Source organism: Salinivibrio sp. HTSP, assembly GCF_003390965.1.
Classification (GTDB): domain Bacteria; phylum Pseudomonadota; class Gammaproteobacteria; order Enterobacterales; family Vibrionaceae; genus Salinivibrio; species Salinivibrio kushneri.
Genome location: NZ_PXUD01000112.1, coordinates 1 through 14,369 on the forward strand (window position 1 = coordinate 1; position 14,369 = coordinate 14,369).

Annotated in this window: 20 protein-coding genes; 3 read left to right on the top strand and 17 right to left on the bottom strand. The window is 44.2% G+C overall.

Annotated features, from left to right (window positions below; genetic code table 11):
* Together C7A19_RS14740 and C7A19_RS14745 are read left to right on the top strand one after the other, a co-directional pair.
* On the top strand, positions 1-326 hold a 326-nt coding region (locus C7A19_RS14740), incomplete at its 5' end, for a GGDEF domain-containing protein (protein ID WP_155522574.1).
* A gap of 120 nt (positions 327-446) precedes the next feature.
* Positions 447-1,211 carry a hypothetical protein gene (locus C7A19_RS14745; RefSeq protein ID WP_116645276.1) on the top strand — a complete coding sequence of 255 codons (765 nt, stop codon included), beginning with the start codon at positions 447-449 and terminating at the stop codon, positions 1,209-1,211.
* A gap of 75 nt (positions 1,212-1,286) precedes the next feature.
* Here the strand turns inward: C7A19_RS14745 and C7A19_RS14750 are convergent, their stop codons facing one another.
* From C7A19_RS14750 to C7A19_RS14835, 17 genes are all read right to left on the bottom strand, one after another.
* Positions 1,287-1,556 carry a Txe/YoeB family addiction module toxin gene (locus tag C7A19_RS14750; RefSeq protein ID WP_201264104.1) on the bottom strand — a complete coding sequence of 90 codons (270 nt, stop codon included), beginning with the start codon at positions 1,554-1,556 and terminating at the stop codon, positions 1,287-1,289.
* Positions 1,543-1,803 (bottom strand): type II toxin-antitoxin system prevent-host-death family antitoxin, encoded by a 261-nt coding sequence (locus C7A19_RS14755; RefSeq protein WP_116645277.1) that lies wholly within the window; start codon positions 1,801-1,803, stop codon positions 1,543-1,545. Before C7A19_RS14755 ends, C7A19_RS14750 begins: the two co-directional genes overlap by 14 nt.
* Positions 1,804-1,924: 121 nt before the next feature.
* Positions 1,925-2,665, bottom strand: coding sequence for an SDR family oxidoreductase (locus C7A19_RS14760; protein WP_116645278.1), 741 nt, complete (start codon positions 2,663-2,665; stop codon positions 1,925-1,927).
* Positions 2,666-2,696: 31 nt separating this feature from the next.
* On the bottom strand, positions 2,697-3,092 hold the full coding sequence (locus C7A19_RS14765; protein WP_116645279.1) for a GFA family protein: 396 nt from the start codon (positions 3,090-3,092) through the stop codon (positions 2,697-2,699).
* Complete coding sequence (locus tag C7A19_RS14770) at positions 3,089-3,586, bottom strand: ASCH domain-containing protein (RefSeq protein WP_116645280.1); 498 nt, start codon at positions 3,584-3,586, stop codon at positions 3,089-3,091. The genes C7A19_RS14765 and C7A19_RS14770 overlap by 4 nt, the downstream gene beginning before the upstream one ends.
* A gap of 12 nt (positions 3,587-3,598) precedes the next feature.
* Positions 3,599-3,937 carry a hypothetical protein gene (locus tag C7A19_RS14775; protein ID WP_116645294.1) on the bottom strand — a complete coding sequence of 113 codons (339 nt, stop codon included), beginning with the start codon at positions 3,935-3,937 and terminating at the stop codon, positions 3,599-3,601.
* Between the two features lie 152 nt (positions 3,938-4,089).
* Positions 4,090-4,776: a GNAT family N-acetyltransferase gene (locus C7A19_RS14780; protein WP_162300286.1), complete on the bottom strand. Its 687-nt coding sequence runs from the start codon at positions 4,774-4,776 to the stop codon at positions 4,090-4,092.
* 45 nt (positions 4,777-4,821) lie between these two features.
* Entirely contained in the window at positions 4,822-5,235 is a 414-nt protein-coding gene (locus tag C7A19_RS14785; RefSeq protein WP_116645282.1) for a hypothetical protein, read from the bottom strand.
* Between the two features lie 91 nt (positions 5,236-5,326).
* Complete coding sequence (locus tag C7A19_RS14790) at positions 5,327-5,803, bottom strand: GNAT family N-acetyltransferase (RefSeq protein WP_116645283.1); 477 nt, start codon at positions 5,801-5,803, stop codon at positions 5,327-5,329.
* 86 nt (positions 5,804-5,889) lie between these two features.
* Positions 5,890-6,411, bottom strand: a complete 522-nt coding sequence (locus tag C7A19_RS14795; RefSeq protein ID WP_116645284.1) for a GrpB family protein — start codon at positions 6,409-6,411, stop codon at positions 5,890-5,892.
* A gap of 139 nt (positions 6,412-6,550) precedes the next feature.
* Positions 6,551-7,447, bottom strand: coding sequence for a hypothetical protein (locus tag C7A19_RS14805; RefSeq protein WP_116645286.1), 897 nt, complete (start codon positions 7,445-7,447; stop codon positions 6,551-6,553).
* Positions 7,448-7,532: 85 nt separating this feature from the next.
* Positions 7,533-7,913 (bottom strand): hypothetical protein, encoded by a 381-nt coding sequence (locus tag C7A19_RS14810; protein ID WP_155522575.1) that lies wholly within the window; start codon positions 7,911-7,913, stop codon positions 7,533-7,535.
* Between the two features lie 341 nt (positions 7,914-8,254).
* Positions 8,255-8,872 carry a hypothetical protein gene (locus C7A19_RS14815; RefSeq protein WP_116645288.1) on the bottom strand — a complete coding sequence of 206 codons (618 nt, stop codon included), beginning with the start codon at positions 8,870-8,872 and terminating at the stop codon, positions 8,255-8,257.
* Positions 8,873-8,962: 90 nt separating this feature from the next.
* Positions 8,963-10,480, bottom strand: coding sequence for a DUF5677 domain-containing protein (locus tag C7A19_RS14820; protein ID WP_116645289.1), 1,518 nt, complete (start codon positions 10,478-10,480; stop codon positions 8,963-8,965).
* 127 nt (positions 10,481-10,607) lie between these two features.
* Complete coding sequence (locus tag C7A19_RS14825) at positions 10,608-11,696, bottom strand: endonuclease NucS domain-containing protein (protein WP_116645290.1); 1,089 nt, start codon at positions 11,694-11,696, stop codon at positions 10,608-10,610.
* Positions 11,697-11,777: 81 nt separating this feature from the next.
* Positions 11,778-12,335: a hypothetical protein gene (locus C7A19_RS14830; protein WP_155522576.1), complete on the bottom strand. Its 558-nt coding sequence runs from the start codon at positions 12,333-12,335 to the stop codon at positions 11,778-11,780.
* 76 nt (positions 12,336-12,411) lie between these two features.
* Positions 12,412-12,813, bottom strand: coding sequence for an HIT family protein (locus C7A19_RS14835; protein WP_017636213.1), 402 nt, complete (start codon positions 12,811-12,813; stop codon positions 12,412-12,414).
* A gap of 336 nt (positions 12,814-13,149) precedes the next feature.
* Here C7A19_RS14835 and C7A19_RS14840 point away from each other — a divergent pair, with 336 nt between their 5' ends.
* Entirely contained in the window at positions 13,150-14,109 is a 960-nt protein-coding gene (locus C7A19_RS14840) for an integron integrase (protein WP_116645292.1), read from the top strand.
* Positions 14,110-14,369 lie beyond the last annotated feature (260 nt).

Consider the following 14,369-nt stretch of genomic DNA (forward strand, 5'->3'; position numbering starts at 1 on the left):
GTTATACGAAGCGGTTTATTCCTAAATTAGGTGCGGAAACTCGGCTGCATAGCAACATTTATCGTATTGGTGGGGAAGAGTTCGCTTGTCTGTTGCCTAATACCGACCAACAAGCGGCGCAACACTACGGCTCTAAGCTATGCGAAGCAATTTATGATCACCACTCGATTCTCGACTATTCCCCCGCTATCCGCGTGTCCGTGTCAATTGGCTGTGCGGAGTTCGACGCCGCCATGCTCGATGCTAAGTACCTCTACCAGCATGCCGATGACGCTTTATATAACGCCAAACTCTCTGGGCGCAATCGGGTGGTCAGTTACGCTTAATCTTGCAGGGGCTTTTTCGGTCAGTACACTGACCTCACCCACCGCCGTTATTCAGTGACGACGGTGATTTGCTAAACTACAGGTAACACTCTAGGTTTTATATCCCCTCAAGGAGCTTCTATGCCAGCTCGCCCGGATTTTCTCGACAACCTCTCTCCTCATCACGGCAAAGTCGTCCCTGGCGTACTGAGCCCAGAGACACAAACGGCTCTCGCTGCCAAACTTGACGCCATGCCCAATGGCCAAACTTGGTATGCCGACATCTACAAAAAGGCGATCTATGGACCCATGGTCTTCCGCGATCCAGATCTCAACATCGCTGACACTATTGAGGCACTGCTGCCAGACTATCGCATTTTGGCTGACTTATATTTGGAGAAAACGCCTGAGGATCAAGGCTTTCCTTTTCATACCGATTTTGACTCAATTGGCTTTATGGAGCGGCCGGAAGATATGCTCACGGTATGGATTCCACTGACCCCCGTGAAAGAACCCGGATCAGGGCAGCTATCTATCGTGATGGAAGAAGGCGCGGTACGCCTATCGCTGATCCGCGAAGCCAATCAATTGCACTCACTGGTGCGCATTACCGACCCGTCGGTGCCCGAGCACCCGCCGTTTCAAATCACCCAGCAAGAGTATGACTATATGGAGAAGGGCAAAGTGACCCCTGCGCTGGATGCAGGTGATGCGCTGCTTTTTTGTAATGCGTTTTTCCATAAATCAGAGGAAGTCTACCAAGGAAAACGCGCCGCCTACATCATGCGCTTGGTGCCTAAAGATGCCAAATTTAGCAAAACACGCCTGCTGGCACTGAGAAAACTCGGACAGAACCTGGCGGTGGTCGAAGAGTTACTGAAAGCGCACTATCCAGAGGCGTTATAAGGCGTGACTTTTATTGAGGGTGGTGAGCATGACGCCTCAACCATTGTGCCATTGTACACCGCAGGCGCTAGGTAACTAATAGTGATATCGGCAAGACAGGACCGTAATAGACGTGTCATCCACGGCGTAAACCAGCCGGTTGGTATCATCAATACGCCGCGACCAGAAGCCTGTCAGATTTTCTTTTAGTGCTTCAGGCTTACCTATTCCCTCGAATGGCGTTCGTTTTACATCGAGGATGAGCTTGTTGATTCGCTTGAGTGTTTTTCTATCCTGACTTTGCCAGTATACGTAGTCACGCCACGCATCATCCGTCCAGCAAAGTAAGCGACTACTCATCGTCATCGGTTAACGCATGCTCCATCGCTTTCCCCATCTTGTACTGAGTAATAGAGCGATTAAGGTGCTCAGCATTGGCGGGTGAGCGCAACAGATGAACGGTTTCCATAAGGCTGTTGTAGTAGTCAAGCGACATCACCACCGCATCCTCTGTATCGCGTCGGGTGATGATAGCGGTATCAGCGTCATCAACCACCCCATCTAATACCGTTTTGAGGCCATTTCTCGCTTCAGTAAACGAAATGATTTTCATCGGATCACTCCTATTCGTACACCATCGAAGTATAGAGCAACAAACTAGACATGTACAACTTAAAGAACATGTTTAGTGGTTATTTGCTTAACCCTATTTTGCTTAACCCTATATTGGTGGCCTACGCCAAAGAGAGGCCACCATCAACGACGAGCGTATGGCCGACGATATAACTGGCTTTATCCGAGAGTAAGAACTCAATGGCATCAACAACCTCCTCCACGCGTGCAAACCGCTTGGCAGGCACTTGCTCTTCAACATCGAGTTTTATTGTCGGTTGATGAGTCTGTCGCTCGTCCCATCTTGGTGTCCACGTTACCCCCGGCGCCACAGCGTTAATACGGATATTATTTCTGATTGCCTCTACCGCGACGGATTGTGTTAGCCCTTCTAGGGCATGCTTTGCCGCACTGTACATCGCTGCATTTGGCGTTGGTCGCAAACCATTGATTGAGCTGACATTGACAATGGCACCACCTGTCTCCATTAACTTAATTTGATACTGCAAGCATTGGGCGTGCCCCCAGAAGTCATTGTTTAACGTTTCTTTCAACGCAAACATATCAACTTGATGATAAAGACCACCCGATCCTAACGCCGGTGAGGCATTATTGATTGCAATATCTAGTTGGCCATATTGCTCGCGGATATAGCGGAAAAGCTGCTCTAGCGAAGCCTGATCGGCTAAATTAGCTTGTTGATAATCAACAGCTTTAAGTGCAGGGTATTCAGTAACAGCGGCCTGCCACACGTCTTTGTTGCGCGAGCACGTGATCACTTTATAACCTGCCTCAACTAGCCGCATAACACAGCCTAAACCGATTCCTTTCGACCCTCCCGACACAAAGGCTAATTTCGTCATAGCCACTCCTCAAAACGATGTACGCGAGATGTTAACGATCTGCTGGATGATGAACCCCATCCATCACGGGAATATTCTCCAACTCAAACGGATTGACGCCATCTAAGCAGGCAATATTGAATCCAAACTCACTCGGATTGGAGCGACGTTGGTGATGGGTGTAAATGCCACAGCGTGAGCAGAAGTAGTGCTTAGCCGTGTGGGTATTAAAGGAATACACACTGAGTTGTTCACTGCCAGCAACGACACGCAACTGTGCAAGTTTGACTGAGCCAACAATGGCGCCGCGGCGTCGACACATTGAGCAATCGCAGCGTCTGGGTTTTTCAATGCCATTGGGTAACGTAAGGGCTAACACAACCGCTCCGCAGTGACAGCGTGCCAATTGTTCGGGTTGGATGAGCGTTTGACCGACTTGTTTTATCATGCGCTTACCTGCTCAGTTTCATGGTGATCAAGCGGATAGACTTTCTTAAAACGCTCTAACACCAAAGGAGATTGGGTTGTGAACGGCACGCCGAGTGCTTGCCCCTCTTGCTCAAAAAATGCCAGGTGTGCCTGCCGCCACCAGGCGTAGCTCTTGTCGCCTTCACCTTCCGCAGCGGCGAATTCAGCAGTCACTTGATCAAACGGGCACTCACTCACTTCAGTCACCTTAATAATACAAACCGGCTGCTGCGCCCAGTTAAGCACCACGGTTAAACGCCCTACTTGCGGGTAAGGTTCGTTTTCTATCTCGTAGCATGCTTTTAGGCTGCACGATGCGCGTTTTATGCCTTGATCAATCGAACGGGCGCATTCGTTAGCATTGTATTCATCCGCGCAAAAGTACTCGGCAATCGTTTCAGGCACCGCCTGACGTTCTGCGTCACTTAAGGTGGCAAGGTAGGTGTTTAAAAATGCCTGTTGTTCTGTATTCATAAGCGTCCTTGTTTATTCAATCATCCAATTCGCGGCGCCAGCTCCCGCCTCCTGAAAGCGAAGTTTTATCGGATAGCTGTCACCACAGCCCTCGACAATCCATAGCTCCCGCCAAACCCTTGTACCTATCTCGCCTGACGGCATTTCGCGCACATAAGGCACAAATTCCTCCGGCTGCTCACAGCCTTGAGATGCCACCGTAACCAGCACCCCTGCCATCGCATCTTGGATCAATTTTTGATTAGTTAGCGATCCTTCTTGGATCGCTCCTTCGGGTAGCGACTGCGCCATCGATGAAAAAGAGACCGCCAAAGCCCCAAACACGAGTAAAGCCCGTAGCCAATTCGTCATACTCAAAAACGCCCTTAAAAATGAATCATCAACAGTCTCAATGGAGGGGTCTACAGACAGCATTCAATCTCCATGAACATCAGCCACAAACGCCTCTCCCACTTATCATATTGCGATAACTCCACCAATGCGTATTGGGTCGTTGCCGCTACTCATAGTTCTGCCAGTATTTGAATATGGCTGTGAGCAACAAAGCCTAACGACTCGCAAAGGCGTCGAGAGGCAATATTTTCCCGGTTGGCACGATATCGGGCGACACGTCCCCTCTTTTCAACCTCTTTGACCCACCTTGAAATCAGTGCCTTGCCGACACCACGCTGACGGCAGTTTGGTGTCACCAAGATAGAAAGCGATTCAAAGGGCTCGACACCACAATATGATGCAATGATCCCAACAGGCTGACCTTCCAGATATGCCATATAGAAATAGTCTGAGTCCAGACTAAAATCCGCTTTAAATAATTCTTCCTCATCAAACTCTGTAATAAATTGTTCGATGTGCTCCCGATGGGCGTCCAGCGTTAGCTGATCAACCTCTACCTTTGATTTCGCGTCACAAATATGGCCTGATAGATAATAGTCAATATCATCAATACAGACCTCAAACGCTTGAGAGTTCACATCGTCGATATAGTCATGCAGCGATCGCAGCTTAGATTTTTCTAGGTGTGTGCGAACGTCTTCATTGCAGCTGACCAGTGTCAGGTTATCAGACGCATACAGAAACGCTAAATCCTCTTCGCCGCCTCGTTTATAGTATTCACAACCAGTGAAAATATAATTGCTCTCAATATGATTCACGCCCAAACGCGCAAGCCAAGATTTATCAATGCTATCCATCGCTTTATACTCCATACTTAGTAAAAAGTGCTGGCTACGCGACACTTAAAGTTTTGAAATTTCGGCAGACCAAAATTCAACTAGCAAGCCATCTTCTAGCCAAATCTCATACAAAGGACCGCCAAAGTGTTTTCTAAATCGATAAGTTAATTGATATTTCTCTGCTATCGCAACTAACTCATCTACTGTTTTGTTTGCTTCGAGCATAAAGTGAGAAGCATGAAAGTTTTGCTTTTTACCTTGATCTTCATAAATTGCAGCTAAGTCGCCGAACGTCAATTTATACTGCACTGGAATGAACTCAATTAGTTCATTATCACTCTCGCTCCAAACACACATCCATGCACCAGTCATCGTCTTTGAAGGAAATGCTTTAGCCTCACCATTTGTCAGCTCAGCTAAAATCTCCGAGCTACGCTTCGGTCGGCATGAATTAACAGATAAATGCTTAATTTTCATTTTATTTTTCGATCTTCCCTGACATAGAAAACGCTCATTTCAGCCGCTCCGGCTTGCTGGCGTCGTCTGCAACTGCTTATTATACAATGCCTCACAGCAAGCGCTGAAACTGCCCATTTTTAGCTTTAAAATCTAGCTTGTTAAACAAAGCTTGAGACCGAAAGTTACCCTCATCAATATCTGCATACAATTCTTTAATGCCCAAAGATCTAGCATGAGAAAATAATAAGCTAAGAGCTTCCGACATATACCCTTGTCGCCAGTACGATGAATTTAGTAAGCATCCGACCTCACAGGAATTACCGTTATCACTAAAACCATGTAAGCCGCAGGTTCCAATAACTTTGTTTGTCGCTTTATCCATAACCGCCCATTCCAACGATTCACCTGATTTCTCTAGTCGAACGATGCTTTCTATCATCTGAACTATCATATCTTTCGATGTAAAAGCTGGATCTGAGGCAAATTCCATTGTTTGAATATCACTATAAATTTCAAACAAATCATCAGAATCATTCGTTTGAGTTGACCTCAACACAATTCTACTTCCGTGTAAATCAGGCTTCATTTTTCTCCTTAATCTTATAGCGCCCGCAATAAGTGGCGCGAGGAACGAGCGTCCGGCGACAGCAGGGAGCAAAATTAATTGCATTGTTAGGCAAATTTCCAGCTTAGAGCCTTAGCCTCATGCTCTTTAATAAAGCTGTCTTTATGTCGGCAATATACATCTATGTCATTGCTGCAGATTGCTGCTCCATTTTTCTTTAACACACCATACTCATCGGCCACTTCAGGAAATGCAATAAGATACTCTTTAAAAGCTATGTGTCTTTGCGCTTCGTGTGAACCGGTTAGAAAGGCGTGGACTTGATGAGTTCGTTGAACCCCACCTTTTTGAAAGTAGCGCCTACCCGTGATACCAAACTCACCTTTAGCGAGATAACCCAACGATTCCATCAAGTAACTTTGCTCATCCAGCGCACTGAGACATTTAACTTCGAGCAGAATATCTATAATTGGTTTCGCACATAAACCTTCAACTGAAGTGCTACCGATGTGGTGAACTCCAACAACATTTTCTTGGCTTAACGCATTACAGATTGACACTTTCTCTCGATCAAAATCATCAGCCCACGACGACTGAAAATCTACGACTTCAATTATCCTTAAACTCACGTCTATCTCCATTTGCCTAAGGCCAAACTAAGGTGTGAGTAACGCAATACCGATGTTACGCATACCACCTAAATTACTAAATCTGCCGCAAACCACAAATGCTACGCGTTGTAAATCCGTATTTAAGCGTTTGTTAGTTTCATTTTTCAAGAACAAGACATTGATATTTTGCTATTTTATTTAAATCTGCCGTATATTGAGGAAACTCAGATTGTAACAAGCATAGAGCATCAGCAAATGTGATTTGATGCAAATTTGACGTGTAATCAAAGATTAAGCAATTTATACGTGATTCAAACGATTCTATACCCGGCTCGGCCTTGCATTGCCCCCATATGACTTGATCGATTTCATCTTCGGGGTCTTCCAAAGGACTATTGGCCTGAACATATAAGTTTGACAGCATTGCTTCATACAGCGATGTTGACAACTGATCTTTGCAACGTAATAGCCAAGCCAAAGTGATCAGGTTGTGTCCAAAGAAACCAAATTGCTCAATACAAGATGATAATACATCTGAGAGACTGGCCTTTACTGGCACTGGTTTCGAGTTAACGTTATCTATATTTGAAAACGTAGACGTAACGAACTCTGTAAAACGATTAAGAAAGGCTGGGATCTGATGTTCATTCAATTGCCTATAGACACTATTCATTGCAAGCAATATCGTCACATTGTGGGATAAGTATTCATTAGCAGATGCTGCTTTGGTGGCAAAGTGGCGAAAAATCTCATCAAAACCTTTGTTTTGATACCACTGAAAAGTAGCTTGATAAGCTGCGGGATAAATACCTCGATTCAGTATTCTTTGAATACGAAAGTCTTGTAATGCTGGTGCTTGAACAGATTCCTCATATGTAGGCTGTACCAAAACTGAATCATTAGCCATTAAAATAGACGTATGAGAAAAAAGTTTGTCATTTTCACCAAAACGTTTAGCAAGGAAATTTGCTGATAAAAATGCTTTCAACGCATGAGGTTGATGAATTATTGCCCCACTATGTAAGGCTTGTTCTAACAATTCCGAATCGTTGATATGTCCTCCGTGAAACTAACGCGCGGCTCACGCGCCGGTTTGTAGCCGCGAAGCGGCGGAAAATCAGTCGCTGTGCAGCCGATTGTTATGATTTTACTATACCAACCTTAATTGCAAACTCTCTCAGTCGCTTTTCGTCGTCGAAGATGCTATCAAAATCCATTTTCACAAAGCCGGTAAACTCGGTAGCGGTTGATTCAATTAAGCTTGATAGCAAGTTTCTCATCTTCATCATCCAAGCATCGTTTGTCATAGTAGATGAGTAATTAAACTTGCCTTCTCCAAAACCAACAAAAGAGGGTAAAAAATGTTCGTAGGCATCAAGAGAGTACCGAATGAAGACAGAGTACTCTCCCAGCTCGTCTTTAACATTTTTGTATGTGGCGTCATCCAAATAGCTGGAAAAATCAGCTAGCTTGCTTAAATCATGTCCGGTCTTCTTTACCAATCTATAGATTGCTTCCATGCTTTCACTTTTGTGGGAAAGAAATATATGAGATTTCAAAATACACTCAAAACCCATTAAGAGATCTACAAAGCACTTAAATCTCTTAGTTTTAGAGTACTCCTCGTAAAGAATATCAAACCGGTCTAAAAAGTCGGTGGCATCCGTAAAGAAATGGAATGCTAAATCATTCCTAAGACTAGTTTTTCGAATCTGCACTAAAGCCCCCTAAAATCATAACGCCCGGCTAACGGGCAAAAACCAATATCATATGCACTCAATTTAACCAGCCGGAACCCCGAAAGCAAATCGAACCAAAAATCGTGCGTGTTTTTGTCCCTTTGAGCCGATTGTTATAAGGCTTAGAGTTGTGCCTTATTCTGAGTCTGTAAATCCGCAATTGGTTTCACTCTGCGGTACATTGCCATCAACATTTTCAGCTCTACCAGTTGATCACCTTTTGATATTTTTGAAAGGCTCGCTACTTGTTGAGGTGATAAATTTAGCTGTTCATGTAACTCAAGAACTGAATTTCTTACGAAGTTTTTATCTTCCTGATTTTCTAGTTCTCGCATTTTCTTTTGTGCGAGCTGTCGAGAACGATACTGAGAATGAATCACATGATAAGTTGTTGCGATCGTACCTACAGATGAACAAATAGCGAAAACCAGATTTTTTATATCGTCAGCGACTTCAACAAGCGCTGATAACTCCATAAAACCAGGAGATGCATACTGTATTTTTTGAACATTAGGCAATAAACCTGGATGAATATGATTTTTCATACCAGTGAAAAAATGAACAACGCTCGCACCACCTAACCAAGGCATGCGCTCAAATTCCATTGCCGAGTCGGTTTCAGACAATTTTCTTAATGCAAAGAAAAAACCATAAACCTGTATATATTGCTTAGAAAAAACCGAGAAATCCTCAAGACTCCAACGTTCATCTAAATTAATTATTACTGAACCTTTATTCAAGTATTCCTCCCTGCCTTATAACGCCGCGCTCACCGGAAAATTAGGAGCGGAGCGAGTAATTTTTCCGAGTGCAGCGCCTTGTTAGCACTATCACCTCTCTTTTTGTACCAATTCTGCTCTTTTTTCAAAACTTGGGTAAAGGTCGTTCAGTAAGTCCAAGGTTTTATTGAACAGCAAAATCAAATCATTTTCTGCTCCATCCTCATATCGTGGCGCAGGTCTGGGAATCCTGTGAAGCCGATGAAGAGGGTTGTAACAAGTAGTGAAAACAACATCTCTAACAGCGCACCACTGGCCATGAGCATACGAAGATGGCCAAGAGTAATATGCATCGTACACATCCTTGCAGCCAGAAACTTGAGACATTTTACGTAGATCTGTTTTTGCCCAGTTTCCTAAATCGATATTTTGGAAATCCATATAGATATCTTCATTCGCCAGTGCTTCAACACTTTCTTTCTTAATGTAGCCAGGCTGATCTTCCAGAATCTCATCCAGCTTTAGAAAAGTCAGCTTTGCTTGCCCAGAACCATAGCTTCTATAGATATCCCATAGCTTTTCATCACCGACACTTATTAGATACTTAAATGTGATATAAATTTCTGCCAGCATTCTTAAAGCCAGCTTGGCAGTTAGTAACTTCCCCGAAGATGCCAAACCTTCTTGTGTTACGGTGAGAGCGTAAAAGCAAAAACCAAAGGAAGCATCACGTTTAGCTTGAACATGAGTAAATTCATCTGTTTCCAAAAAATGATCTGACAAATAATTCCAAATTTCACGAACAGACGAAACAGTTTTAATCAAATCAAAATCAACACTACTTCTTTCAGTTTCAGGAGCAAAGCATGCAGTTTTTTCTTTGCATTCTTTCCAGAAGTTTTCTGACCATACCTTTTTTTCTCGAGAGTACTCATCATTCATCATGCCACCACCGAATTGCATTTCGGTAGCACGAATAGACGGTCTAACCTTTCTCTGATCTTCGTAATGAGGGTATTCCGTATACTCTCTACACTGCTCCTTTGTTTGAAGGTGAAACTTACCAGAGTTAACAATAGGTATCATATAAGCCCAGCGACAGTCAGTAGCCTCTTGCGATTGATGGTCTAATAACATTGCGACAGCATCTGCTAAATTGGTCCAAAGCCCTTCCTCGTCCTCAGAGATTACTCCAAGATACTCCGTCCATTTATTTGATAAAGGCAAATTCTCAAACAACATTAAAGGTTTTAAAGCATCAACAGCGCTTTCTTCGGTAAAAAGCACTTCGAAGAATTTGTCTTGTAGATCGCTATCTAGTGTGGATAACCCGTATAATCCTACACGAGGTAAATTACACTCCCTATCGTCTACCGCAAGAAATAGATTTCCAACGTGAAGACCGACTTTTCTGAAAAGCTCTATTGCTCGATCTCTACCTATTCCGTTAATTAGCAGACCTGCCCAAACCATGCAGGGCAGTCTGTCGTTCATCCAAGACATATAGCTTGTGTTTGGAATTTGATTGAAAGGAGAGACTAGTTTACTTCCCTCCTTTTTGTGAGAATCAATTTTCCCTTTATTTTTCTTCTTTCTCTTTTGTTGTTGCCTTGCTCTTTTTTGAGACATCAAATAAAATCCTTTCCGGTATAGGGAGTGCTAACGCCTGAGTTCAGCTGCATTTGAGGCAACGTCGGTTTTTGCGGCAACAAAATCGATGTCGGGTCAAATGTCAGCTGCAATGATTTGTTAGATTTTACTCTCCGAACGTCTCCCTAACGAATCTCAGCGTCTGTGGATCACGCAGCTTACAAACCACATTTTGATTGGCAAATGCCCCCGAAAACGTCTTTGCCTGATTTTTTTCGACCGTCTTTATCCACCTTATGCCAACGGCCCACTCCGCCAATTCCTCATCGTCACGATTGGCGTCAGCTTGCGGCGCCGAAAGGCCGGCTTCTAAAAGAGGCTTCCCGGTTCCTTCCACAACGAAGTCCCTTACCATTACGGCAGGTGATGTGACCTCACCTAATCCGACATACCCCAACCCCTTCATATAGGCATAGATCTTGTCGCCAACACCCAGCCTCTTCAGAGCCGATGAGTATCTGACGCCTTGACCTGCACCGATGTACCCGAACTTGACGTTATCTTGCCAATTCCGAGTTGAGCCTTCCCCTACGTTTACGAACCAATACCCGGTCCATTCTCGATGCTCTTGAGGGCCAGAGCGCTGCTTCTTTTCCTTTCTTTCAATGTAGTCCTTTGCCTCAGGAAGGGGAATTATTGTTTCCGGGGTGATAAACAGACTCCCAGCAGAGTCTACGAACGGCGCAAGTCTCGTGCACTGAATATCGACACCGAATTCTCGAAGCCAAATTACGGCGGATACTACTTCTGAATTGAATTGTCTTGAGGCCAGAACAATTCTTTGAGATTCGTTCAACTTCTCTACATCAGCATCAATAAATTCCTCGATTGCTTTTTGGGCTTCTTTCTCCGTTACTTCCAAGTAAGACGCGAACTGTCTGAAGATTTCTTCGGGGAGAAAATTTGCGCAATACGATGCGTATTTAATGGCCTGCCACTCGACTGCCTCACCCGAATGATCGCGCTTCAGTTCGACAATGACGAGCGCCGCTTCTTTGTCTACTGCCAGCAGATCCATGCGCTTTCCAGAAGCCAATATCACTTCTTTGCCAATGATTAAGAGTTCTTCACCTAGAATCTCTGGTGTCTTCTCGATCCACTCTTGGATATCAAAGCGCTCCCTTAACCCAAGCTCAGAGAATCCCTTTGGGATCAACTTGCGAAGCTGTTTGGCCTCTACGTCAACATGAAACATATATGCCCTCCAGTGAAATCTAACGCCCAAAACAGGGGCTACAAATTGCCAGCTATAATTCGAGCGAAGCGAGCCAGCTGGCTATTTGACGTCCACCTGCTTTTGCTTGTTAACAGGCGCTTGTTCCATCACAGTTGGTTTTGCTGGTTGGGATACATCCATAGCAAACAATGCATAGGCTGAGTAAAAAGCAAAAACTATGGGAATGGCTAGTTCAACAAAGATTCGGATATAAAAGGTAGGCTTTGTTCTGAAGTATAAATGACGAACATGCTCCCGAAACTTAGTTTCATGGTCATTTCCGGCTAAAAATTGCCTTTCACTTCTTGTCGCCTCAGCTTTTATATCTTCCATTTCCTTAGAAGTAAAAACAAGTTGCCAAGCTGTCAGCTCAGAATAGACATACACAATAAAACTAACCATAAAATAGCAAATTGCTGAAGCCAACAAAAGCATTAAAGCTTGCTGGTTTGACGAACTGAACTCAACCCCAAAGGCTGATATTTTCGTAGGAACTAAACCAACTTTAGTCAATACTATCCCCACGACAGAGGCGGCCATTAAGTTTCTTCTTACTTTTCTTGTTGTTTCATTTAACGGCTCTCTCAACCGTTCAGAAAAATGATTGGTTTCACTCATAATTATTTGTGCCTGTTAACGCCCGCAATCACGCGCTTGTCGCGTGAATTGCTTTGTTAGCATACTTCTTCAATGCTCATAGTTCTTTAAGTGATTCTCTTAGTTTATCCATAGTTTGAATTCCAAGTTCACTACTAACCCAACCGTACTGGTCGCCATGGAATCTAGGGAAAATATGCAAATGGTAGTGGTCGAGCTCGTTGAAATGAGGGGCCTCTCCATTGTTTTGCATAAAACCTATACCATCGGGATTGAACTTAGCTTCTATACGTTTATATAAATCTCTTGCAACGTCGGTGATCTCTAAAAACACAGACTCAGGCAGGTCAATGAAAGTACGGTATTGAGTCTTAGGACAAATTAAAATGTGTCCAAAGTTGATTGGGTCATGGTCCGCAAAAGCTATAACTTGGTCAGATTCGTAAACGATGACCGAGTCAATTTCACGATTAACAATTTGTTCGACTATCGTAGTCATCTGAACGCCTATCAAAGTATGCTAACATTGTATTAGTGCGCGTGCTCGATTTGTCAAAACCGTTATACGCGTCATTTTTTAACTAACTACCTATAATTAAAAACATTTTTAACGCTTGAAGCAATCACCTTGTCTGCGAAAGTGTGCATGCCGCCTATCCCGGACAAGGCGTTCACACTATCCTCAAAGGATAAATTGTAACCCTTTGATTATATTGAACTAATAATTTCTCTTTCGGCGATAATGTGAATGTGTCTCGAAAAAGCGTGCACACTATTTGGCTTTCTCTACCAATAAGCTGTATGAATAAACAGTCTTAGATGGAGGGAAAGGATCATGACCAAAAGCCCGTTTATGGCAAGCCTTCAGCACGAGCTCAGGCGGCGAGGCTATGCGATCAAAACTGAGAAGAGTTACCTATACTGGGTGCGCCGATTTATCCTTTTCCATCACAAGCAACACCCTACAGAGCTCAGTGACGAGGATGTAAAAACGTTTCTGTCTTATTTGGCCAATGCGCAACAAATTTCACCGAATACGCAAAAGGTTGCACTCAATGCACTGGCCTTTCTATACAACCAGTTTTTAGACCAGCCGCTAGGTAAGATTGCGTTTAGTCCATCCAAAAAATCGCCGCGAATTCCAATTGTGCTCAGTAAAGAAGAAGTTGCCAGAATTTTTGCCTACCTTGGCGCAAGAGATAAGCTGATTTGTGGGCTGATGTACGGCAGTGGCCTACGCATCAATGAGTGCTTGAGGTTACGCATCAAGGATTTGGATTTTAATCATAACGCGATCACTGTTCATAATGGCAAAGGTGGAAAATCACGCACCACCTTGCTGCCTAATCAATTGGCCGATGAGTTACATACATTATGTGAAAGAGCTGTCGACATTCAGCAAGGCGACAATCAAAAAGGTATCGGACCCTCCATGCCTTATGCGCTGGATAAAAAATACCCCAATGCATACCGTAAGGCAGGCTGGATGTTTATTTTTCCTTCTTACAATTATTGCCACCACCCAGTGTCTAATAAGCTCTGCCGACATCATCTGCATGATTCCAATGTGCGTAAAGCCTTGAATCGAGCCGTGCAAAGGGCCGGCATCACCCATAAGCACGTTACCTGTCATACGTTTCGCCATAGCTTTGCCACGCAGATGCTTTTGGCGGGTTACGATATTCGCACCATTCAAACCTTATTGGGCCATACCGACCTCTCTACCACGCAGATCTATACCCATGTGATTGGGCAGCAGTTTGCGGGCACAACAAGCCCGATGGATTTGCTTTAACACCCACGCTACCGCCCTTTGGTTGGCGGCGTCCAAAAGGCCTTACAGGGCAATTTTTTGTGGGCTAGGTTATCAGACGCTTGGCAGTGTGTTTAGGCAAAGGGGTCTAAAATGTTGGTGGGGTCAGAATTTAGAAATTTGCGGGGGGTTATAAACGCAAAAAGCCGCTGACTGAGCAGCGGCTTTTTGATATGTGGCGGAGAGATAGGGATTCGAACCCTAGAAGGGCTATTAACCCTTGCCGGTTTTCAAGACCGGTG

What these genes read in the sequence shown, in the direction of transcription:
- C7A19_RS14745 (WP_116645276.1), top strand. Translation starts at nt 447, where the DNA reads ATGCCAGCTCGCCCGGATTTTCTCGACAACCTCTCTCCTCATCACGGC.
- C7A19_RS14750 (WP_201264104.1), bottom strand. Translation starts at nt 1,556, where the DNA reads ATGACGATGAGTAGTCGCTTACTTTGCTGGACGGATGATGCGTGGCGT.
- C7A19_RS14755 (WP_116645277.1), bottom strand. Translation starts at nt 1,803, where the DNA reads ATGAAAATCATTTCGTTTACTGAAGCGAGAAATGGCCTCAAAACGGTA.
- C7A19_RS14760 (WP_116645278.1), bottom strand. Translation starts at nt 2,665, where the DNA reads ATGACGAAATTAGCCTTTGTGTCGGGAGGGTCGAAAGGAATCGGTTTA.
- C7A19_RS14765 (WP_116645279.1), bottom strand. Translation starts at nt 3,092, where the DNA reads ATGATAAAACAAGTCGGTCAAACGCTCATCCAACCCGAACAATTGGCA.
- C7A19_RS14770 (WP_116645280.1), bottom strand. Translation starts at nt 3,586, where the DNA reads ATGAATACAGAACAACAGGCATTTTTAAACACCTACCTTGCCACCTTA.
- C7A19_RS14775 (WP_116645294.1), bottom strand. Translation starts at nt 3,937, where the DNA reads ATGACGAATTGGCTACGGGCTTTACTCGTGTTTGGGGCTTTGGCGGTC.
- C7A19_RS14780 (WP_162300286.1), bottom strand. Translation starts at nt 4,776, where the DNA reads ATGGATAGCATTGATAAATCTTGGCTTGCGCGTTTGGGCGTGAATCAT.
- C7A19_RS14785 (WP_116645282.1), bottom strand. Translation starts at nt 5,235, where the DNA reads ATGAAAATTAAGCATTTATCTGTTAATTCATGCCGACCGAAGCGTAGC.
- C7A19_RS14790 (WP_116645283.1), bottom strand. Translation starts at nt 5,803, where the DNA reads ATGAAGCCTGATTTACACGGAAGTAGAATTGTGTTGAGGTCAACTCAA.
- C7A19_RS14810 (WP_155522575.1), bottom strand. Translation starts at nt 7,913, where the DNA reads ATGGAAGCAATCTATAGATTGGTAAAGAAGACCGGACATGATTTAAGC.
- C7A19_RS14820 (WP_116645289.1), bottom strand. Translation starts at nt 10,480, where the DNA reads ATGTCTCAAAAAAGAGCAAGGCAACAACAAAAGAGAAAGAAGAAAAAT.
- C7A19_RS14825 (WP_116645290.1), bottom strand. Translation starts at nt 11,696, where the DNA reads ATGTTTCATGTTGACGTAGAGGCCAAACAGCTTCGCAAGTTGATCCCA.
- C7A19_RS14830 (WP_155522576.1), bottom strand. Translation starts at nt 12,335, where the DNA reads ATGAGTGAAACCAATCATTTTTCTGAACGGTTGAGAGAGCCGTTAAAT.
- C7A19_RS14835 (WP_017636213.1), bottom strand. Translation starts at nt 12,813, where the DNA reads ATGACTACGATAGTCGAACAAATTGTTAATCGTGAAATTGACTCGGTC.
- C7A19_RS14840 (WP_116645292.1), top strand. Translation starts at nt 13,150, where the DNA reads ATGACCAAAAGCCCGTTTATGGCAAGCCTTCAGCACGAGCTCAGGCGG.